21 protein-coding genes are annotated in these 21,169 nt (G+C 30.9%); 6 read left to right on the top strand and 15 right to left on the bottom strand.

Going from position 1 to position 21,169, the window contains the following annotated elements; all coding sequences use genetic code 11:
- Nucleotides 1-160: 160 nt before the first annotated feature.
- The 6 genes from arfB to WHD07_RS12660 all read right to left on the bottom strand — a co-directional run bounded on the left by arfB (nt 161) and on the right by WHD07_RS12660 (nt 4,154).
- Entirely contained in the window at nt 161-565 is a 405-nt protein-coding gene (arfB, locus tag WHD07_RS12635; protein WP_343328698.1) for an alternative ribosome rescue aminoacyl-tRNA hydrolase ArfB, read from the bottom strand.
- A gap of 150 nt (nt 566-715) precedes the next feature.
- Nucleotides 716-1,375, bottom strand: a complete 660-nt coding sequence (locus WHD07_RS12640; RefSeq protein ID WP_105049530.1) for an AAA family ATPase — start codon at nt 1,373-1,375, stop codon at nt 716-718.
- Nucleotides 1,336-1,968 (bottom strand): nicotinamide riboside transporter PnuC, encoded by a 633-nt coding sequence (pnuC, locus tag WHD07_RS12645; RefSeq protein ID WP_343328699.1) that lies wholly within the window; start codon nt 1,966-1,968, stop codon nt 1,336-1,338. Before pnuC ends, WHD07_RS12640 begins: the two co-directional genes overlap by 40 nt.
- A 211-nt stretch (nt 1,969-2,179) precedes the next feature.
- On the bottom strand, nt 2,180-2,929 hold the full coding sequence (locus tag WHD07_RS12650) for a geranylgeranylglyceryl/heptaprenylglyceryl phosphate synthase (RefSeq protein ID WP_343328700.1): 750 nt from the start codon (nt 2,927-2,929) through the stop codon (nt 2,180-2,182).
- 101 nt (nt 2,930-3,030) lie between these two features.
- Nucleotides 3,031-3,504 carry a hypothetical protein gene (locus WHD07_RS12655; RefSeq protein ID WP_343328701.1) on the bottom strand — a complete coding sequence of 158 codons (474 nt, stop codon included), beginning with the start codon at nt 3,502-3,504 and terminating at the stop codon, nt 3,031-3,033.
- Nucleotides 3,505-3,527: 23 nt separating this feature from the next.
- Nucleotides 3,528-4,154 (bottom strand): 4'-phosphopantetheinyl transferase family protein, encoded by a 627-nt coding sequence (locus WHD07_RS12660; protein WP_105049526.1) that lies wholly within the window; start codon nt 4,152-4,154, stop codon nt 3,528-3,530.
- A 63-nt stretch (nt 4,155-4,217) separates the two neighbouring features.
- Between WHD07_RS12660 and ahcY the strand changes: the two genes are divergently transcribed.
- The 3 genes from ahcY to WHD07_RS12675 all read left to right on the top strand — a co-directional run bounded on the left by ahcY (nt 4,218) and on the right by WHD07_RS12675 (nt 7,693).
- The gene (gene ahcY, locus WHD07_RS12665; protein WP_105049525.1) at nt 4,218-5,531 is read left to right on the top strand and encodes an adenosylhomocysteinase; all 1,314 of its coding nucleotides are present in this window, start codon (nt 4,218-4,220) and stop codon (nt 5,529-5,531) included.
- A 421-nt stretch (nt 5,532-5,952) separates the two neighbouring features.
- Entirely contained in the window at nt 5,953-6,759 is an 807-nt protein-coding gene (locus WHD07_RS12670) for a DNA/RNA non-specific endonuclease (protein ID WP_343328702.1), read from the top strand.
- A gap of 91 nt (nt 6,760-6,850) precedes the next feature.
- Nucleotides 6,851-7,693, top strand: coding sequence for a DMT family transporter (locus WHD07_RS12675; protein WP_343328703.1), 843 nt, complete (start codon nt 6,851-6,853; stop codon nt 7,691-7,693).
- Between the two features lie 4 nt (nt 7,694-7,697).
- On the opposite strand, the gene WHD07_RS12680 is transcribed toward WHD07_RS12675, so the two are convergent.
- The 8 genes from WHD07_RS12680 to WHD07_RS12715 form a co-directional block, all read right to left on the bottom strand.
- On the bottom strand, nt 7,698-9,233 hold the full coding sequence (locus tag WHD07_RS12680; protein ID WP_343328704.1) for a YifB family Mg chelatase-like AAA ATPase: 1,536 nt from the start codon (nt 9,231-9,233) through the stop codon (nt 7,698-7,700).
- 25 nt (nt 9,234-9,258) lie between these two features.
- Entirely contained in the window at nt 9,259-9,642 is a 384-nt protein-coding gene (locus tag WHD07_RS12685) for a hypothetical protein (RefSeq protein ID WP_343328705.1), read from the bottom strand.
- A 52-nt stretch (nt 9,643-9,694) separates the two neighbouring features.
- Nucleotides 9,695-12,274 (bottom strand): phosphoenolpyruvate carboxylase, encoded by a 2,580-nt coding sequence (locus WHD07_RS12690; RefSeq protein ID WP_343328706.1) that lies wholly within the window; start codon nt 12,272-12,274, stop codon nt 9,695-9,697.
- 187 nt (nt 12,275-12,461) lie between these two features.
- Nucleotides 12,462-13,772 carry a tRNA lysidine(34) synthetase TilS gene (gene tilS / locus WHD07_RS12695; protein ID WP_343328707.1) on the bottom strand — a complete coding sequence of 437 codons (1,311 nt, stop codon included), beginning with the start codon at nt 13,770-13,772 and terminating at the stop codon, nt 12,462-12,464.
- A gap of 42 nt (nt 13,773-13,814) precedes the next feature.
- Nucleotides 13,815-14,276, bottom strand: coding sequence for a type II secretion system protein GspG (locus WHD07_RS12700; protein WP_343328708.1), 462 nt, complete (start codon nt 14,274-14,276; stop codon nt 13,815-13,817).
- The gene (locus tag WHD07_RS12705) at nt 14,277-14,510 is read right to left on the bottom strand and encodes a hypothetical protein (protein WP_105049519.1); all 234 of its coding nucleotides are present in this window, start codon (nt 14,508-14,510) and stop codon (nt 14,277-14,279) included.
- A gap of 6 nt (nt 14,511-14,516) precedes the next feature.
- The gene (locus tag WHD07_RS12710) at nt 14,517-15,818 is read right to left on the bottom strand and encodes an anthranilate synthase component I family protein (protein WP_343328709.1); all 1,302 of its coding nucleotides are present in this window, start codon (nt 15,816-15,818) and stop codon (nt 14,517-14,519) included.
- 22 nt (nt 15,819-15,840) lie between these two features.
- On the bottom strand, nt 15,841-17,061 hold the full coding sequence (locus WHD07_RS12715; RefSeq protein ID WP_343328710.1) for a hypothetical protein: 1,221 nt from the start codon (nt 17,059-17,061) through the stop codon (nt 15,841-15,843).
- A 150-nt stretch (nt 17,062-17,211) separates the two neighbouring features.
- On the opposite strand from WHD07_RS12715, the gene WHD07_RS12720 reads away from it, so the two are divergent.
- Nucleotides 17,212-17,820 (top strand): DUF4230 domain-containing protein, encoded by a 609-nt coding sequence (locus WHD07_RS12720; protein WP_343328711.1) that lies wholly within the window; start codon nt 17,212-17,214, stop codon nt 17,818-17,820.
- Nucleotides 17,821-17,917: 97 nt separating this feature from the next.
- Here the strand turns inward: WHD07_RS12720 and lpdA are convergent, their stop codons facing one another.
- A complete protein-coding gene (gene lpdA / locus WHD07_RS12725) occupies nt 17,918-19,318 on the bottom strand; it encodes a dihydrolipoyl dehydrogenase (RefSeq protein WP_343328712.1) in 1,401 nt (466 codons plus the stop codon).
- 136 nt (nt 19,319-19,454) lie between these two features.
- Between lpdA and WHD07_RS12730 the strand changes: the two genes are divergently transcribed.
- Nucleotides 19,455-19,928, top strand: a complete 474-nt coding sequence (locus WHD07_RS12730; RefSeq protein ID WP_343328713.1) for a heme-binding domain-containing protein — start codon at nt 19,455-19,457, stop codon at nt 19,926-19,928.
- Nucleotides 19,929-21,167: a glycosyltransferase family 4 protein gene (locus WHD07_RS12735; RefSeq protein ID WP_343328714.1), complete on the top strand. Its 1,239-nt coding sequence runs from the start codon at nt 19,929-19,931 to the stop codon at nt 21,165-21,167.
- Nucleotides 21,168-21,169 lie beyond the last annotated feature (2 nt).

The following is a 21,169-nucleotide window of genomic DNA, read 5'->3' on the forward strand; positions in this document are numbered from 1 at the left end:
ACCAAACGAATTTGATCGGTCATTTTGATGTTTATTTGGTGTTATAAATAGATTGCTTCGTACCTCGCAATGACGCATTTTAAAAAGCAATAATACGTATGTCATTCCGAAATGAGTGGTTTGACGATTGAGGAATCTTAAGTTAAAAAAATGTAGTATTTTAATCCAAACCAGGTTTCTTTCTCAATGTTTTTTTAACCGAATTTCTTTTTTTCTTTTCGGCATTTTTTCGAACAGAAGATTTGCTTGGTTTTGTAGGTCTTCTTTTTTTCGGGCGAATTAAATTTACCCGTAATAATTCTAAAAAACGTTTAATAGCTACTTCTTTATTTCTGTGCTGAGAGCGAGATTCGTCACAAAATAAAATTAAGGTGTTTTCTTTAGTAAGTTTATTTGAAAGCTTTGTTTTTAGAAGTGTTTTTTCAGTATCAGAAAGCGAAAGAGAATTTTCTAAATCGAAAGTCAACTCAATCTTAGAAGACACTTTATTTACATGCTGCCCACCAGCACCAGAACTTCTAATGCCTTTAAAATTAAGTTCTTTTAAGATGTTTTCTTTGTTCATTTGTTCTAAAAATAAAGGCTATAAAAAGTAAAATAGTAGCGTTTTTAGATAAATATTCGATAGTTTTTTCACTTATCACTTATCACTTATCACTTATCACTTATCACTTATCACTTATCACTTCTCTTGTATCTTGTTTCTCTTTTACATTCAATACTCAAACGGAGTTCCAAAATCCCCCGTATTTTGATGTAAAAAATGCATGTCTACATCTTGTAAAGAATCAGAAAAAGAATGTAAATTTTCTTTATCAGCAATTATTTTATCTATAGCTGCTGTAGCATTTTTTAAACGCGTTTCTTTATCGCCTTTTAATAAAATATATGGTCTGTTATGGTCTATTAAAGATTTTTCAAAAGCATTAAACATTTCTAAACGTAGCTCTGGTCTGTCTCGTAAATCATCTTCTTCCCAAGGCGTGTCTATGTACGTTAATAAGTACAAGTCGTATGTGTTTTCATCTGCCGCTTCGTCTAGTCTTTCATCAACAAAACCTCCATAAAACTCTTCGGAATATACTTTAGTTTCTAATAAATCGGTATCACAAATTAAAATTTTATCAGCCTTTTTAGCCAACGTATTTTCTAACTTCATTTGCCCGATTGCAATAGGTAATAAATCATCTTTTTCGCAAGTTTTACGCTCGTTGTTCCATTTTTCTTGTAAATATTCACGTGCAAATTCTGGCGCCCAAACCGTATTGTAATAACGTGCTAAATGACGAGAAAGTGTTGTTTTACCAGAAGATTCAGGTCCGAATAAAACAACTTTTACGATGTTAATTGGATCTTGTTTAAGTTCTTTTTCCATGCTAAATAACCAAATATTGCTATAAAAGTAAATATTAAATACTGAAAACTAGTAAAAGTAAACCCTTTATAGAAATAAAGGGGAGCAGAAATGATGTCTCCAATAATCCAATACACCCAGTTTTCTATTTTTCGTTTTGCCATTAACCACATGCCAACAAAGAAAATTGCGGTTGTAAGGGTATCTACATAGGCAGTCCAACTTGTCCATTTTTCAAAATAAGTATATACGGCATACACAAAAATAAGTGTTGCTATAAAAATAACAATACTCAGTTTTTTTTCTTTTAAAGTTGTTCTGCTTATTGGTGTTTCATGCTCTCCATCACTTTTATACGTCCAAATATACCAACCATAAACACTCATTATAAAGTAGTAGGCATTGATCATCATATCACCCAAAAGTTCCCATTTATACAAAAGATATACAAAAATTAGAGTACTAATCATTCCTGTAGGAAACACCCAAATTTTATTCTGTTTAGAATACCAAACCGACAAAAAACCAAAGATTACCGCAATAATTTCTAAAACAATATCTGTGGTTTCATACGTTTTGTACTGTCCAAAAAGGAAATCGATAATTTCTGACATTTAATTTTATTTGAAGTTGTAAATGTAATCTTTTCAGTTTTTATTAGTAAAGACAAAAGTATAATTCATTTATAACTATTTAAAAAATAGAATCTTGTCATTTCGACCTTTTGGGAGAAATCACATAAGGCTTGGTTGGTGTTGTGTTATCACTGTTATGAGATTTCTCCTCGCTTCGCAATGACAAACTGTGGAGAAATATTATAGCGTATTATTTTTTAAGTTGATTAAAAAAAGCTTCATCATTTTCGAAAGCAGTTCCAATAACCACTAGGTCTGCGCCAGCATTAAAAGCATTTTCTAATTGTTTTTTTGTTCTAATTCCGCCACCAACAATTAAAGGAATCGATAAGTTATTTTTTACAACAGTGATAATATTTGCGTCCACAGGCACTTTGGCGCCAGAACCGGCTTCTAAATAAATCAATTTTTTGCCAGAAAATTCGCCAGCTAAAGCCGTGTTTAAAATCAGTTCTGTGTTTTCTTGTGCAATTGGTTTTGTGTTGCTTACTTTTTGAGTAGCCGTTTCTTTTTGTCCGTCAATTAAAATATACCCCGTAGAAATAATTTCTAAATTAGAATCCTTTAAAAACGGAACACTTTTTATCTGTTGTTCTATTAAATATTCCGGATTTCTGCCTGAAAGTAAACTTAGAAATAGAATTCCGTCTGCTTTTTGTGTGATTTGTTTTACATCACCAGGAAAAAGAACAACAGGTAAGTGAGTTTCTTTTTTAATAGCAGCAACCACATTTTCGGTTAGGTTATTTATATCTGTACTGCCACCAACAAAAATATGTGTAGCAATAGATTGATGCACTTTTTCAAAAAAAGCAGTAATGTTGTTTAAGTCGATTTTTTCAGGATCTATTAAAACAGCCAATAATTTTCTGCCCTCTTTTTTTGCTAATAAAATGTTTTGATAAATATTCACAACTGCGAAAATACGAATTTTTGTCATCCTGCAAGGTTTCAAAAACCTTGTAGTTTTTTATTTTTGATGTGTTCTCGATACAATTTCGATAAAAAAATCGAAATCACTCGAACTGATATTACGTTTTCTCAGCTATGATTATTAGATGGTGTCACACCGAGTGATTTACCTAATTGTTTTGAAATCTCAACAAGCTCATTAGACATAAACTTTTTTAAGGCAACAGTTCTAATCAACCAAATTATTAAAATAGGTGTTGTAATCAGAAAGAGTGAGAGTAGAAGAGAGGCGTTCCATATTTTCCAGGTAATAAGTACGCCGAATGTCCATAAAATCATCCAAAAAAGGAATTGTTTTTTTAGGTTCATCATAAATACAATAGAAGTATCACTTACAGTAAAACATCCAGAATCCTTAAAATTCAATTGTTTATGAGTAACTTCTCTATTGTTTGCAGAAGTATAATTATAGATTTTTCTAATATTTAATCTCGAATTAGAAACCCTTGTAGTTTTATAATTCTTAGATAATTGCAATTCGATGATGGAAAAAATAGCATCGTCAGATACATCTCTTGGTTTGTCTATTTGTTTTTTCATCATCCTTTAATATTTTTACATCGCTTTTAAAAAGCATACACACACGTAAAACCTTCAAATTCTAAAAACTCAATATGATAGGAGGTAGTTTTACCATCATATCTAATTTCTCCAGTGGTTTTTGCGTCTTTAAAATCAAAATCTTCAATATAAATATTTTCTAAAAAGCGTAATTTTTTCTTACCGTATATTTTATATAAACTCTCTTTTCCTCCCCAAACAATGGTTAGTTTACTTATTAAAGCATCGTGGTTTGCAATGGTTACGTACTCTTTAACGTGTGTAAATTTGTGTGCAATTTTTAATATTTTATCACGTTGCATTTCAATATCAATACCAACATGTAAATTATCAGAAATTATCAACCCAGAAAAAGTGAAGGAATGTGTAATAGAAATAAACTTTCCATCTTTTAAGTGTGGTTTTCCAAATTCATCATAAACTAAATCCGAATCAGAATAACCAGCTTCTTTTAATAAATGTCTCACACTTAAAAAACCTCTTTGGTGTAAGTCAGATTTCATTCCGTCTAAACGAGCTTGACTTTTATCCGTAAGTAAAACGTTTGTATTTAATTGATTAAATGATTCTTCGATTTTCCAAATGAATACTTTAGTGTTTTTGTTAATCGTTAAACTTTTGTAAAGAGGCATACTTTTTTAAAATGGATGTCGTAACTTTGCAGTTCGAAAAATTAGAATATAAATATACATAATATGAGCACTAAATTAGCTTACGTACCAAATAAAGTTAAAGATATTTCTTTAGCAGCTTGGGGAAGAAAAGAAATTTTATTGGCAGAGGCAGAAATGCCAGGATTAATGTCTTTAAGAGAAGAGTACAAAAACGAGCAACCCTTAAAAGGAGCTAGAATTGCAGGTTGTCTTCACATGACAATTCAAACAGCAGTTTTAATAGAAACTTTACAAGCTTTAGGTGCAGAAGTTACTTGGAGTTCTTGTAATATTTTTTCTACTCAAGATCAGGCAGCAGCAGCAATTGCAGCAGCAGGAACAGCAGTTTATGCTTGGAAAGGTTTAACAGAAGAAGAGTTTGACTGGTGTATAGAACAAACTTTATTCTTTGGAGAAGACAGAAAACCATTAAACTTAATTTTAGATGATGGTGGAGATTTAACCAATATGGTTTTAGATAAATATCCAGAATTAGCTGCAGGAATCAATGGTTTATCAGAAGAAACTACAACAGGAGTTCATAGATTGTACGAAAGAGTAAAAGCAGGAACTTTACCAATGCCAGCAATTAACGTAAACGATTCTGTTACAAAATCTAAATTCGATAATAAATACGGTTGTAAAGAATCTGCAGTAGATGCAATTCGTAGAGCAACAGATATTATGTTAGCCGGTAAACGTGTAACTGTTTGTGGTTATGGAGATGTTGGTAAAGGAACAGCAGCCTCTTTTAAAGGAGCAGGTTCTATTGTAACGGTTACAGAAATCGATCCTATTTGTGCTTTACAAGCTGCAATGGACGGTTTTGAAGTAAAACGTTTAGAAACTGTTGTTGGTAATTCAGACATTATTATTACAACTACAGGAAACAAAGATATTATTCAAGGTCGTCATTTTGAGGCTATGAAAGATAAAGTTATTGTATGTAACATTGGTCACTTTGATAATGAAATTGACATGGCTTGGTTAAATAAAAACCATGGTCATACAAAAGATACGATCAAACCACAGGTTGATAGATATAACATCAACGGAAAAGATATTATTTTATTAGCAGAAGGTCGTTTAGTAAACTTAGGTTGTGCTACAGGTCACCCAAGTTTTGTAATGTCTAACTCATTTACAAACCAAACTTTAGCGCAAATAGAACTTTGGACAAACAGAGATGCTTACGAGAATGAAGTATATATGTTACCAAAACATTTAGACGAAAAAGTAGCAAAATTACACTTAGCAAAAATAGGCGTAGAGCTTACAGAATTAAGACCAGAACAAGCGTCTTATATTGGTGTAACAGTAGAAGGTCCTTATAAGCCAGAACACTATAGATACTAAAACTATTTGTCATTGCGAGGAAGTAATGACGTGGCAATCTCATTTTTGATTGTAAAATATTTAAAAACCCTTTCATTAATTTGAAAGGGTTTTTCTTTTTTTTGTCATTGCGAGGAAGAATGACGAAGCAATCTCTCTTTGATAAATTCAATTTCTTTTTGGGCGTTTTAATAGGCTATCACTACTCGCTTTTTTTATGAAAAATAAAAAAGAGCTCAAACAGACCGTTCTATCCCTAACGCGGAGTTTTAGGATTAAAAAAAGAATACTATTTTAAAGAACAGTTCTTAGTAATTCTATTGTCATTTTCTCTTTCTGTCATTCCGAAATGAGCTTTTTGGGCGATTGAGGAATCTCATATAATTTATGAAGTGTATTAACTTTATCTTTATTCATACCTTTACAACTTAAAATAATCACCTTGAAAAAAAAACAAGTACTATCCATAATAGCCATTATCATTTTAGTAGCTGTTTTAGGTTCTGAAGAACTGTTAGATGCTCAAAAAGAAAATGTTGTAATAGAAGCTGGTAAAACACCAAAAGCAACTACCAATCAATATTTTTTGCCAACAAGTACAACCAACCAAGTGGTGCATCATCAAAATTATTCGTTATCCTATAGCGAAAAACACGAACAAGCAGAGTGGGTTGCGTATGAGTTAAAAGCATCCGATTTAAGTAGTACAAATTACAAAAGACCTTATTTTGAAATTGACAACGCTGTAAAAACCAAAGCCGCACATTGGCGTAATTATAAAAAAACTGGTTATGATAAAGGGCATTTATGTCCTGCTGCCGACAGACGTTTCTCTAAAGCTGCGCACGACGAAACTTTTTTAACAAGTAATATCAGTCCGCAAGAACATCAATTTAATGCAGGAGTCTGGAATCGTCTAGAACAGAAAGTGCGTTATTGGGCAAAGAAAAACGATGGTGTATTTGTAATTACAGGAGGCGTTTTAGAAAATAATTTAAAAACAATTGGTAGTGAAGCTGTTTCTGTACCAAATCAATTTTATAAAGTAATCTTAGATAAAACCAAGGGTAAAATTAAAATGTTGGCGTTTTTAATGCCTCATAAAGAATCGAATTTACCATTGTATAAATTTGTGGTTTCGGTAGATAAAATTGAAGCTTTAACGGGTATCGATTTCTTTAAAGAATTAGACGATTCTATAGAAAATAAGTTAGAAAGCTCCAGTAGTTATAAAAATTGGAGTTTTTAGAAAACAAAAACTAAATTGGTTAACCAATTTTTAAATTGTTACTTTTGCGTAATATTTAATAGCTACCTAAAATAATACAAACTACTTCTTGATGAAAAGCTCAACAGCCATTTTTTACATGATTTTTAGTGTCATTGCATTTTCTTTAATGAATGCCGTTGTAAAATATTTAAATGATTTTAGTGCCTATCAAATTGTATTTTTTAGATCTATTGGAACATTATTTTTTACAGTGCCATTAATTTTAAAGGCTAAAATTCCTATTCTAGGTACGCATAAAAAATTATTATTTATTAGGGGGCTTGCAGGTGTAATTTCATTAACCTGTTTCTTTCAATCTTTAAATTATTTAGCGGTTGGTACTGCCGTTTCATTACGATATACATCACCAATTTTTGCAGCTATTCTTGCTTTTATATTCTTAAAAGAAAAAATAAAACCAATACAATGGTTTTTGTTTTTACTCTCATTTTCTGGGGTTTTAATCATTAAAGGTTTTGGGGTAGATGTAGATTCTCTAGGAATAATTTTTGTACTATTATCTGCAATTTCTTTAGGGGTTATTTTTGTGGTAATTCGTAAAATTGGCGATAAAGAAAATCCATTAGTAATTATCAATTACTTTATGGTAATGGCTTTTGTTTTTGGAGGTATTATGTCTATCAATCATTGGAGAAACCCAAGTTTAATAGAATGGTTGTTGCTACTAAGTTTAGGTGTTTTTGGTTATGTTGGTCAATTATACATGACCAAAGCATTACAATCTCACGAGACAAATGTAATTGCACCTTTAAAGTATTTAGAAGTTATTTTTATGATTGCTATTGGTGCATTTTGGTTCGGAGAAATTTATAATCTTTGGACCTTATTAGGTGTCTTTTTAATTATGTTTGGTTTGCTCTATAATATTTATATTAAGAATAAAAAAAGTTAATAATTTACTCCAACCAACCATCTCTATCTAAACTTCTATATTGTATTGCCTCTGCAATATGATCTGGAGAAATGTTTTTAGAATTTGCTAAATCTGCTATGGTTCTAGATACTTTTAAAATTCGGTCATAAGCTCTGGCAGAAAGGTTTAATTTTTCCATAGCGGTTTTTAAAAGTGTTTTACTTTCTTCGGATAATTTACAAAACTCACGAATCTGTTTTACACTCATTTGTGCATTATAATGTATGTTTTCAAAGTCTTTAAATCGTTCAGACTGTATTTCTCTAGATGCCGTAACTCGTTTTCTGATATCTACACTAGATTCACCCTTGCGTTCTTCAGATAGTTTTGCAAACGGAACCGGAGTTACTTCTATATGAATGTCTATTCTATCTAATAAGGGGCCAGATACTTTGCTTAAATAACGTTGCATTTCTTGTGGAGAAGATGTCATTGGGCTATTTGGGTCGTTAAAAAAACCACTCGGACTCGGGTTCATACTTGCCACCAACATAAAACTACTTGGGTAGGTAACTGTAAATTTTGCTCTAGAAATGGTAACTTCTCTATCTTCTAATGGTTGACGCATAACTTCTAAAACATCTCTCTTAAACTCGGGTAATTCATCCAAAAATAAAACCCCATTATGCGATAAAGAAATCTCGCCAGGTTTCGGGTATTGTCCACCGCCGACCAAAGCTACGTTTGAAATTGTGTGATGTGGGCTTCTAAAAGGACGTTGGTATAGCAAACCTTCTTTTTTTATTTTACCAACCACAGAATGAATCTTTGTAGTCTCTAAGGCTTCATGCAACGTCATTGGTGGTAAAATTGAAGGTAATCTCTTTGCCAACATTGTTTTTCCTGATCCTGGAGGACCAATTAAAATAATATTATGTCCGCCTGCAGCGGCAATTTCCATGCATCGTTTTATAGATTCTTGTCCTTTAACATCAGAAAAATCGAATTCTGGGAAATCGATGTTTTTGTAAAATTCGGCTCTTGTATCAACAATGGTTGGTTCAATTTTTTGATCCTCATTAAAATGATGGATAACTTCTAAAATATTTTCGACTCCTAAAACTTCTAAATCATCTACAATGGCAGCTTCTTTAGCGTTTTCCTTCGGTAGAATTAAATATTTATAACCTTCTTCTCTTGCTTTTATGGCAATTGGTAACGCCCCTCTTATGGGCTGTAAGCTTCCGTCTAAAGAAAGTTCACCCATAATAATGTATTCATCTATATGTTCTGATTTTATTTGTGCTGAAGCCGCTAAAATTCCAACAGCTAAAGTTAAATCATAAGATGCACCTTCTTTCCGAATATCGGCGGGAGCCATGTTGATAATAATTTTCTTACCTGGAAGTTTGTAGTTATTGTTGTTGAGTGCAGCAGAAATTCGATAAGAACTCTCACGAACTGCATTATCTGGCAAACCAACTAAATGGTAACCTATTCCTTTATCAATATTTACTTCAACGGTAATTGTAGTTGCTTCGATACCAAAAACGGCAGAACCATAGACTTTAACAAGCATTTTTTTTCTTTAAAGATAAAAAAAATTAATTAATGGCTGGTTGTTTAAAGTTACATGAATCCCATCGAGTAGGGTCGTGTTTTTGTAAAAATCCTTTTAAAAGGTTTTCATCTCGATAACTTTTGTAGTCATCATAAATAAATCGAGTAGCTTTTGTACTTAGGTTTTTATCAGAAATAAAAAACTGATTTGCATCTATTTCTTCAAAAGAAACTGTGGTAAACTTATAATGCTTTTTGAGATTTAAATTCTTCTTAATGGATGAATAAGAAGGGTTTTGGTTTGTTTTAACCCCAAAAGAAGAAGTGTAAATACTAATTGGAGTAAAATTATTGTTGGTAGTTTGTTGTTGTGAAAAACAAAAACTACCAACAAATAAAGTTAAAAGTAAAGAAGCGTATTTTTTCATAGTACGTAATTTTACTTTATAAATGTACTGTAATTATTTGATAAACAAAATTTTAAGCAGAATTTCTACTTGCATTAATGTTACCAAATAAAGAACGCATTACCATTTTTTCATATATTTCTATATCTTCTGCGCTTCCTCCATTATTTTGAAGTTCTTGAATTTTCTTTAAAGCAAACTGTTGTATGGTTAATAAAGGCAATACAATTTGTTCTCTAACTTCAATAGATGCTTTTCCTACAGGGAAATTCTCCATTAATTCTGTATGACCAGTTAACTTTAAAAGTAATCGTTTTGTGGTTTCGTATTCTGTAAAAATTAAAGTCCAGAATTCTCCAAACTCTTCATCTTCTGCCATATAAGAAGTTAAGCCAAAGAAAGATTTGGTTAAACTCATCATACTATTTTCTAACAAAGTTCTAAAGAAGTCAGATGCGTTATAGAATTCAATAATTTCATCAAATCTACCAGCGTCTTCATATTTTTTTAATGCAGTTCCCACTCCAAAGAAACCAGGAACGTTTTGTTTTAACTGGCTCCAGCTACCTACAAAAGGAATGGCTCTAAGTGCAGAAAAGTCAAGTTTGTCAGATCCACCACGTTTACTTGGTCTACTTCCAATATTGGTTTTTGCATAATATTTTAACGTACTCATTTTTTCTAAATACGGTAAAAATTTAGGATGATTTTTAAAGTCTACATAAGTTTGGTAACTTGTAGTGGCCATATCATTTATCAATTCTCTATGGCTATCATTTAATTGATCTTTGGTAAAAACATCATTTTTAATACCAGAACTTATTAATTGCTCTAAGTTGTATTGAGATGAGTTTTGTGTACCAAAATTAGAACTAATAGTTTGTCCTTGTATGGTTAATTGAATTTCTTTGTCTTCTATTGTTGGGCCTAAAGAAGCATAAAATTGGTGTGTTTTTCCTCCTCCACGAGCAGGTGGTCCTCCACGTCCATCAAAGAAAACTACTTCAATGTCATATTCTCTAGAGATTCTTGTTAAAGCTTCTTTTGCTTTAAAAATACCCCAGTTTGCCATTAAATAACCACCATCTTTTGTTCCATCAGAAAAACCTAACATAATAGTTTGTTTGTGTCCTCTTTTGGCAACATGATGTCTATAAACTTTATTAGAATATAAAGTTCTCATTACGTCTTCTGCATTTTCTAAATCTTCTACCGTTTCAAAAAGTGGAATAACATCTACCGGTAATTCGTTTTCAAAACCACATAAGTTTAGCATTGCAAAGGTTTGCATTACATGTAAAGCACTTTGGTTGTTACTAATTATGTAACGGTTTGCTCCGCGTTCTCCATTTCTTTGCTGAATTTCTTTTAACGCATAAATAGATTCTATGGTTTTAATAGAAGTTTCATCAGTTAAAATACTTGGGTCTATGCTTCCTTTTACAACAGATAAAATTTCAACTTGTTCTTCGTCAGAAAGTCTTAAATAATTTTCAGGGAAGGTAGTGTCTCCTGTCTCTAATAAGTCTTTTACAATTTGTGTAAATGCTTGGTGATGCACTCTACTATCTTGTCTGATGTCTAAAGTTGCAAAGTGAAAACCAAAGATTTTTACTTTGTTGATAACATCATTTAATTCTTCTACAAATAAAGATTGATGCTTATTTACAATGATTTCTTTTGCAGCATATAACTCTTCTAATAAGATTTTTTGAGAAAAATTAACTTTCGTATAACTTCTAACAACATGCTTATAAAGTCTCTTTTCTAACTTCGCAAAGATTTCTTGTACTTCATCAAACGTAAAACGTCTTTTTAAACGTCTAATGTCTCTGTAATAGTTTCTTAAAATTGTTTGACGCAGTCTTTCTGCAACATCTAAAGTAATTTTAGTAGTTACAAATGGGTTACCATCTCTATCTCCACCTGGCCAGAAACCTAGTTCTATAATTTCATTTTCTATCGGTTCACCATCATAAATATGTTGTTGAATATAGTTGTAAATTTTAGGAACTGAGTGATAGAATACATGTTCTAAATACCAGATTAAACTTACAGCTTCATCAAAAGGAGATGGCTTTTCTTTTTTATAGAAAGGTGTTTTACCTAACTGAGCTAACAATTTTCTAATTAGTAATAAATCATCATCTTGTATTGCTTTATCTAAGTCTGTAATAATACCTAAAACAGAACCTGGGTAAAATTGCGTTGGATGCGCTGTTAATACAATACGAACCTTAAAATCTTCTAAGTGCGCTCTTAATTCGTCTTTTTTATTGCTAAGAAATGCAGCTTCTTTAGAGTTTCTAAGCGTTCCAAAACCATCCATATTATTTACAATAGGATATGCGGCATCTTCTACGGCATCAAATAAAACAACTTGACGTTCTATAAATTGAATAAAACGAAAAAGTAAATCTGCTTTTTCTTTTTCTGTAGGTTCGTCTTGATATTTACTAAAAAAATGTTCTACAATTTCTGTAGGGTTTTTTTCTAGTTTAAAACCTTTGTTACAAACTTTATGTAAAAGAGGTAACAAAACCCCAGTATCGTCTATAGTATCAAAAGGTAGCGTTGTGAAAATACTGTTGTAAATTTGATATTTAGACAGTACATTTTCATTAAATCTATCTAGCTTAGGTAAATTGTTCATGTTCTTATGATTTTACGGGATTAAAATTACAAAAAAGAGAAATGATTAAACCTACTTTTTAATGAATAATCCTTGATTTATTTAAGAAAACGATATAAATTTCAACTTTTTTTTATGAAATTATCATTTTCTGTTACTCTGAGTTGTTTTTGTTTTTTTTAGGGATAGAAAAACAACATCATTTTTTTTATAAAACAGCTATTTTTAAAACCGATTTTGTTTGTTGAGTGGTTTTAAAACGGTTGTCTAAACGATACCCTACTACCCAAATAATTGCATTGGTATTATTGCAAAGTAACCAAGTATTTTGTTTTTCTAAAAGCGATAATTTTTGGTCTTTAAAATACTTGCTCAATTTCTTTTTTCCGGTCATTCCTGTTGGATAAAAGAAATCGCCATCTTGCCATTTTCTAAGTTTTAAAGGATAGTCTAAACGTTTTTTATCAACATAAATGGTTTGGTTATTTTCGGCTGATTTTTCTATTACGCTTTCAAGTTTTAGATGAATAGGTTCTGTAATTTCTATAGTGTTTTCTTCAATTAAAAACTGATCAACAGTACTCGTAGAAAGTTTTTTAGAAAGGAATAAAAAGTCTCGATCTTTTAATAAAGTATGTGTTTTAGAAAAAATTTGTTTCCCCGATTGTGCAGCAAGTAAATTAGCAACATCATTCCACTCTGTAAAATTGTACTCTTTTAAAAGTTGATATAAATACGCTTTCGGGTTCGATAATTTTTCTAGTTTTTCAATATTAATTTTGATGTAATTGTTATCCGTAATAAGTATTTCTAATGTAACTTGTTTAATGCTGTCTTCAATAATTTGCTGACTTTCTTTTAAGTGTTCTGTTGTTTTTGCAAAGGTTTCTAACAAACTAGGATTAATTTCCTTTAAAACAGGGAGTATTTGATGTCTAATTTTGTTTCTAATGTATTTTGTTGATGCATTACTTTTATCTTCTCGCCAAGAAATATTGTTTTCTTTTACAAACGTTAAAATATCGTTTCTAGAAAATTTTAAAAGCGGACGCACAATGTTTCCATTAATTTCTGGAATGCCTGTTAAACCATCTAAACCAGCACCACGGGTTAAATTGATAAGAAAAGTTTCTAAATGATCATCGGCATGATGTGCTGTTAAGAGATAATCAAATTGATGGTCTTTTATCAATTTATCAAACCAGTCATAACGTAAATTTCTGGCAGCAATTTGTGTAGATTGTTTGTTTTCTTCAGCAAATTCTTTTGTTTTAAATTGAGTAACAAAAGTGTTAAGTTTTAGTTTTTTTCCTAATTCCCTAACAAACGCTTCGTCTAAATCGCTTTCTTTTCCTCTTAAATTAAAGTTGCAATGTGCCAGTGAAATGTTAAATTTTAATGCTGATAACAGATGTGTTAAAGCTACAGAGTCTATTCCGCCAGAAATGGCGATTAATAATTTCTTGCCTTTTAAAAAAGGAAGATTATGGTTGATGTGGTTAGAGAGTTCTTGTAGCATTATATTTCAAAAATAACACATTTTATATATGTTGATGTTTTTTTAATTAGAAGAATATACAATATCGTCTTTAGTAGATAGTTTTCCGTCTCGTCCTAAAGAAATTAATTGATAATTTTGTCCATCTTTAGATGGAATATACACAAAAGCAGTTTTCCAATTATCTATGATTATATTAGATCTTAAAGGATTGTTTCTAATAATGTCTTTTAACTCTGATGGAAATTTACCAAACTGTTTTTTTTCTGAGGCTAAAAGTTTAGATATTTCTTTCATTCTTTTGGTTGTTTTTTTCTGATTATTATCCTTTAAGATAAAAATAACAACAAGAAAATAAACAGCAAAAAGAACGCTAAATACTATTGCAAATTGTTTTATGTACGGATACAAAACAATACTTTTGGGCAGGTTGTTTTCTTTCTCAAACTTCCGTTGTTTCTTGTATTTAATCCAATATTTAATGTCTAAATAAATTTCTAAAAAGAAAGATATTATGTCAGTCATTTATTGTTTATTTAACCACACACGAATGTCTTTTCTAATAGATACTTCTGGTTTTGGTAACGGAATTGTTTTACCAAATTGTTTACTTCGGTTAAATTTAGAAAAGGTAACTTTTAGTGCTTTCCATTCTGCTGGATATAACTTTAAGAACATGTTAAACATATTTTGTTCCGTTGGTTTTTCATCTAAACTATCTAACGTTTTTTGAAAAAGTTCGTCTTGATTTGGTATCATATTTTTTTATTTTGAATTCAGCAAAACATACTTCATTGCCTTTGCTTTTAGCAAACATTCTTCATATTCTTTTTCTACTATAGATTTTGCCGTTATAGCGCCACCAACAGAATAAGATATGTATTTTTTTTCTTCATTATATAAGATACTTCTTATAATTACATTAAAATCGAAATCATTTTCTGGTGTAAAATAACCTATTGTACCAGAATACAAACCACGTTTGGTTTCTTCTAAGTTTTCAATAATTTTCATAGCAGATACTTTAGGAGCGCCAGTCATACTTCCCATTGGGTAGGTACTTTGAATTATGTCTATTGGGTGTGTGTTTTCTTCAACCTCAGAGACCACGGTAGATATTAATTGATGTACTTGTTTAAAAGAATAAACCTTGCACAATTCTTCTACTTTTACGCTTCCTATTTTGGCGGTTTTAGATAGGTCGTTTCTAACCAAGTCTACAATCATTACATTTTCTGCACGCTCTTTTTCGTCGCGCATTAAATCTAAAGCTAATTGAGCGTCATCAAACTCACTTACCAATCTTTTAGCAGTGCCTTTAATGGGTTGAGAAATTATTTTTGTGCCTTGTTTTTTAATATATCTTTCTGGTGATGCACACAAAGCAAACTTATTATCTAATTTTAAGAAAGAGGCAAAGGGAGGTTCGGAAATTTGGTTAAGGTGTTTGTAAACTTCCACCGGGTTTATGATAGCATTTTCGGCATAAAATTCCTGACAAAAATTGGCCTCGTAAATATCTCCTTTATGTATATGTTCTAAAACTTGGCTTACTTTAGCATGGTATTCATCTTTATGAATTCTTAGTTTTATTTTAATATCAGAACTAGATTCTTTTATTATTGATTCTTCAAGTTTGTTAATTTCTTCAAAATCGTTTTCAATCTCATCATCTACCATTCTTAAATAATGAAACTCAACATGGTTTCCTTTCATAAAAATCAGTTTTTTAGGCTGAAAGAAATATAAATCTGGAAAATGTAAACCATCAAAATTATTAGAAGAAAGACGCTCTACATCATTTTTAACATCATAGGTTAAATAACCAAAAATATAATCTTTGGTTATAGTTTGGTATTCTTTTAACTTGTTAAAACCTTGATGATAATCTGTTTTAATGGAAGTAAAATCATCTGCTGCCAAAGCACCATCAAAACTAGCGTATTTTTGGTGATAGTTATTAGAATCTAGCCAAAGTGCCGTTTCAAATTGTTGCGCCCAAGACAATAAATGGTTCTTGAATTCAATAATGTTCTCAATAGAAAAAGTGCGAATTGTTCTTTGCATATTTGGGGCAAAAATACAAATCTTATTTGTTAGAAAGCGGAATTTTTAAACTGATTCCTGTTTGTAAATCTGGCGAGTTGTTTAAATACAAATCCTCCTTTACATAAATGGTAAAGCTATATTTTTTTCTAGTATAAGTATATAGCCAACTCCAAGCAGATTGGTATTCGTATAATTTTGCAAAACCATTTTGCCAACCAGAATGAATTTCTTGCCAAAGCCCTACTAATTGATAATAATCTGCTTCTGCTCTTTTACTAAAGCGAGATTGAATTTGATAATTAACAGATACAGAATGATAATTTTTCTTTCTTGTGTATTTTGTAAACTCAAACATAGCTTCTAAACTTCCTAAAAATTTATTGCTTCCTAAGTTCACAAGGTTTTCCTTAAAATTAATGGCATTTTTTCTTAAAAAACTTGTACCAAAGGCAGATCTAATTTCTGATTTTTCGTTTAATTTCCATTCTTTTAAGATGTTTCCAGAAACACCAATATCAATAGAAGGGTTCTGTTTTGAAGTGTTAACACCTAAATGAGAACCAAAATTAACATGAATATTTCTGTTTTTTAGGTTGATGAAATTTGGGTAGTAAAAATGATTGAATTCTATTCCAGCAAAAAGAAATTGACCGTCTTTTAATTCTAAAGTATTCCCATTTCTATCTTGGTATTTTACATTTACTTTATTAATACCATAATATTTTCTACCAAAAGGATCTTCTCCACCAGCAACATTGCTATGAAACCACTCTATGGTTTCATCACTTGTAAAAACCGAAAAAGGGTATTTTCCTTTACTAACTAAATAAGAGCGAAGTGTAATTCCGAGTTCATGGTTTTTTCCAATTTTGGTATTATAATCTACCCTAAAGTTTTTAAAAACGGCATCTACAATAATGTTTTCGTACGCTGCTGGAGTTGTTTGCTGATTTTCATAAAAGTGTCTGTCATACCAAGTTTGCTTACTTAAAGCTTGCCTAGTAGCTTCATCTTTTGGTATGTACATTTCTACAAAAGGATGAAATGTATTTGCGCTTGCGTAAGAAAAATTTAAAGTAGCTATTTCTGGTGGTCTAATTTTAAAGTTTTGATTGATTCTTGCCGAAAACATCCCAAAATGATGAATGGGCAATAAACTAGGTTTGTCTATTCCGTTTTTAAGCGGAATGCTGTCTGTTTTTTGTGAGAAGCAAATGGTGTAAATCAATAGAAAAAAGTAAAGTAGGTGTTTTTTTTTCATGGGATAAAAATAAACAAAAGCTATTTAAAAAAAAAGCTTCTCTACTTTTTAACCCAAAGAGTTTGTTGTAAATATTTTTTTGGCTTCAATTTTGATATTCCTCCTCTTAAATAGTGTTAAAATTTAAGAAAACAATAGTATATTTACAGTATGGAGTTAGTTATTTTAGGGTTAGTTATTGGTTTAGGGATTTCGTATCTTATATCTCAAAAATTCTCTTTATCAAAAAAAAAGAGTTTAACAGAAAAGCAGTCGGTAATTTTATTAGATAAAATAAAGAAGGTATCAAAATTGATTACCGTAGAAGGAGATTTTTCTGAAATTTATCATCATGAAAACACCAAAGAAAATTTTTGGGGATTTACAAGTAAGAAAAAAGCCATTATTTTAATTCACGCAAAAGCACATATTGGCTTCGATTTTAGAAAAATTAAATTAGAAGCTAATACAGAAAAAAAAGAAATTGTGATGTCAGATTTTCCTCAGCCAGAAGTGGTTTCTATAGAATGTGATATTAAATTTTATGATTTAAAAAATGGGTATCTTAATAAATTTGATACAGAAGATTTAACAACTCTAAATAAAGAAGCAAAAGAGCATGTATTGGCTAAAATACCAGAAAGTAATTTAATTCGCCTTGCAAATAAAGAAGCTTTAGAAGCAATTCTTTTAATAGAAAACTTAGTAGAAACGATTGGTTGGAAATTAGATTTTACAGCCTTAGAAACAAATGAAGAAATTAAAAAAGTAACAGCCTAACAAATTTAAGTAAGTTAATAGTTGTAAGAGGCTGAAATAAAAAAAAATCTCAAAATAAATGTATTTTGAGATTTTTTTTAGTGTATTTTTTACTGTTTTAAGCGTTTAAAGGCTTTCCGTCCCAAGCAGCTTTTGCAGCTTCTTTTACTGCTTCTGAATATGTTGGGTGACCATGACAAATTCTTGCCAAGTCTTCTGCAGATGCTCTGTATTCCATAGCAACGGCAGCTTCCATAATTAAATCGGCAACACGTGCACCTACCATGTGAACTCCTAATATTTCATCAGTATTCTTATCAGCTAAAACTTTTACAAAACCATCTAAATCTCCACTAGCACGAGATCTACCTAAAGCTCTCATAGAAAATTTACCAACTTTATAATCTGCTTTTGCTGCTTTTAATTCGTCTTCTGTTTTACCAACAGCAGCAACTTCTGGCCATGTATAAACAATACCAGGAATTAAATTATAATCGATATGTGGTTTTTCTCCTGCTAAATATTCTGCAACTACAACACCTTCTTCTTCTGCTTTGTGAGCTAGCATTGCACCAGCAACAACATCACCAATTGCAAAAATATTAGAAATGTTAGTTTGTAAATGTTCGTTGGTGGCAACTTGTCCACGTTCATTAACTTCTACACCAACTTTTTCTAAACCTAAACCTTCTGTATATGCTTTTCTTCCAACTGCTACTAAACAATAGTCGCCAGTAAAAGTTACTTCTTCTCCTTTTTTATTATTTGCTTTTACAACAACTTCATCACCATTTCTTTCTACCGAAGTAACACCATGACTTACAGCAAATTTAATACCTTGTTTCTTTAAAACTTTTTGTAGTTCTTTAGAAACATCAGCATCCATTGTTGGAGTGATTTTTGGAGCATATTCTACAACAGTAACATCTGCACCCAAACGTTTGTATACAGAACCTAACTCTAAACCAATAACACCACCACCAATTACAACCAAATGTTTTGGTACTTCTGGTAGTTTTAAAGCTTCGGTAGAAGTAATTACACGCTCTTTGTCTAAAGAAATAAACGGTAAAGTAGATGGTTTAGAACCTGTTGCAATGATAATATTTGTGCCTTCAATTATTTCTGAAGAACCATCATTTTTAGTAACTTTAATATGTGTAGCATCTTCAAAAGAACCTAAACCTTCAAAAACATCAATGTTATTTTTGTCCATTAGGTATTTAATTCCGCCTGTAGTTGTTTCTACAATTTTAGCTTTTCTGTCTACCATTTTGCTAAAATCGAAAGTTGGGTTTTCTACGGCAATTCCATGTTCTTCAAAATGATGAATCGCATCATAATAATGATGAGATGAATCTAATAAAGCTTTAGACGGAATACATCCAACATTTGTACATGTTCCTCCTAAAGTTGAGTATTTTTCTATAATTGCTACTTTTTTACCTAATTGAGAAGCTCTAATTCCGGCAATATATCCTCCAGGACCAGAACCAATTACAATAATATCGTATTTCATGAGTGCGTTTATTTTGCGTATAATGTAACCTTTCGGTTTCTTTTTTAAGAGATAGTTGACAAAAATACGGATATTTTCACAGAATAAAGAGAGATTTTAGTAGTTTTACAGTACTACAAATCTTAAAATTTACCCAATGAAAATTCTAAAGAAAATAGGAATTGCTATCGTATTCATATTTTTAGTGGCACAATTTTTTGGTCCAGAAAAAAATGAAGGAGATTTAGCTTCTGTAGAGACCTTTATAGCAGAAACAAATCCGCCAGTAGATGTACAAAAAATATTAGAAACTACTTGTTACGATTGTCATACAGATAAAACGGTGTATCCTTGGTACAATACTATTACACCTGTAAATTATTGGTTAGCAGAGCATGTTAAAGAAGGTAAGAAACATTTAAATTTTTCTGCATGGAGCACCTATTCCTTAAAAAAGAAAGAACATAAAATGGATGAATTATATGAAGAGGTTGAAGAGAAAAAAATGCCGTTAGATTCTTATACTTGGATGCATGGAGACGCCAATTTAACACAAGATCAAATTGATGCTGTGGTTGCTTGGGGTAAAAAAGTACAAGCAGAATATAAACAACAATTAAATACAAAATAATTGAGCAATCAATCGGTTTTAATTATTGGGTATGTTTGGGTAGAGCCTAATTCTTCTGCAGCCGGCAGTAGAATGTTACAACTTATAGAACAGTTTTTGCAAGAAGGTTTTAAAATAACGTTTGCTTCTCCGGCTCAAAAAAGCGAGAAGGCAACAAGTTTAAGTTCTTTAGGTGTTGATGAAGTTGCTATAGCATTAAATAATGCTTCTTTTGATGATTTTATAACCGAATTAAACCCATCAATTGTTTTGTTTGATCGTTTTATGATGGAAGAACAATTTGGTTGGCGAGTTGCAGAAAATTGCCCAAATGCAATACGAGTTTTAGATACGGAAGATTTACATTTTTTAAGAAAAACTCGTCATCAGCAATTAAAAAAAGGAGAAGAATTTACAACGGAAGCTTTATTAAAATCTGATGATGCTAAAAGAGAAATCGCTTCAATTTTACGTTGTGATATGAGTTTAATTATCTCTTCTTTTGAAATGGATTTATTAAAAAATGTTTTTAAAGTTGATGAAAAAATCTTGTGTTATCTCCCTTTTTTATTAGATAAGATTGATGTTCATCAGCAAGAAAAATGGAAAACTTTTGAGGAAAGAGCGCATTTTATTTTTATTGGTAATTTTTTTCACAAACCCAATGTGGATGCTGTTTTAACATTAAAAAATGAGATTTGGAAAGAAATTAGAAAGGTTTTACCAAAAGTAGAGGTTCATATTTATGGAGCGTATGCAAACCAGCAAATAAATCAATTACATAATAAAAAAGAAGGATTTATTATTAAAGGCTTTGCAGAAGAAGCTAAAGAGGTTGTTAAAAACGCAAGGGTTGTGTTAGCTCCTCTTCGTTTTGGAGCAGGTATAAAAGGAAAGTTAACGGAAGCTATGATTTGTGGTACGCCAAGTGTTGCAACAGAAATCGGAGCAGAAGGAATGTCTGGTAAATTTAATTGGAATGGTTTTATAGAATCTGATTACTCTAAATTTTCAGAAAAAGCAGTTCAATTATATACTGATGAAAAACTTTGGAAAGCATCTCAAAAAAATGGAATTGAAATCATCAATCAAATCTATGATAAAGAGAGGTTAGGAGTGCTTTTTATCAACCAAATAAAAGGAATTCAAGAGAATTTAGATCAACATAGAACTCATAATTTTTTAGGAAGTTTGTTGCAACATCAAACGTTACAGGCAACAAAGTATATGAGTAAATGGATAGAAGTGAAAAATGCGTAGCA

The sequence above is a fragment of the Polaribacter staleyi genome, from assembly GCF_038024045.1.
In the GTDB taxonomy this organism is placed as follows: Bacteria; Bacteroidota; Bacteroidia; order Flavobacteriales; family Flavobacteriaceae; genus Polaribacter; species Polaribacter butkevichii.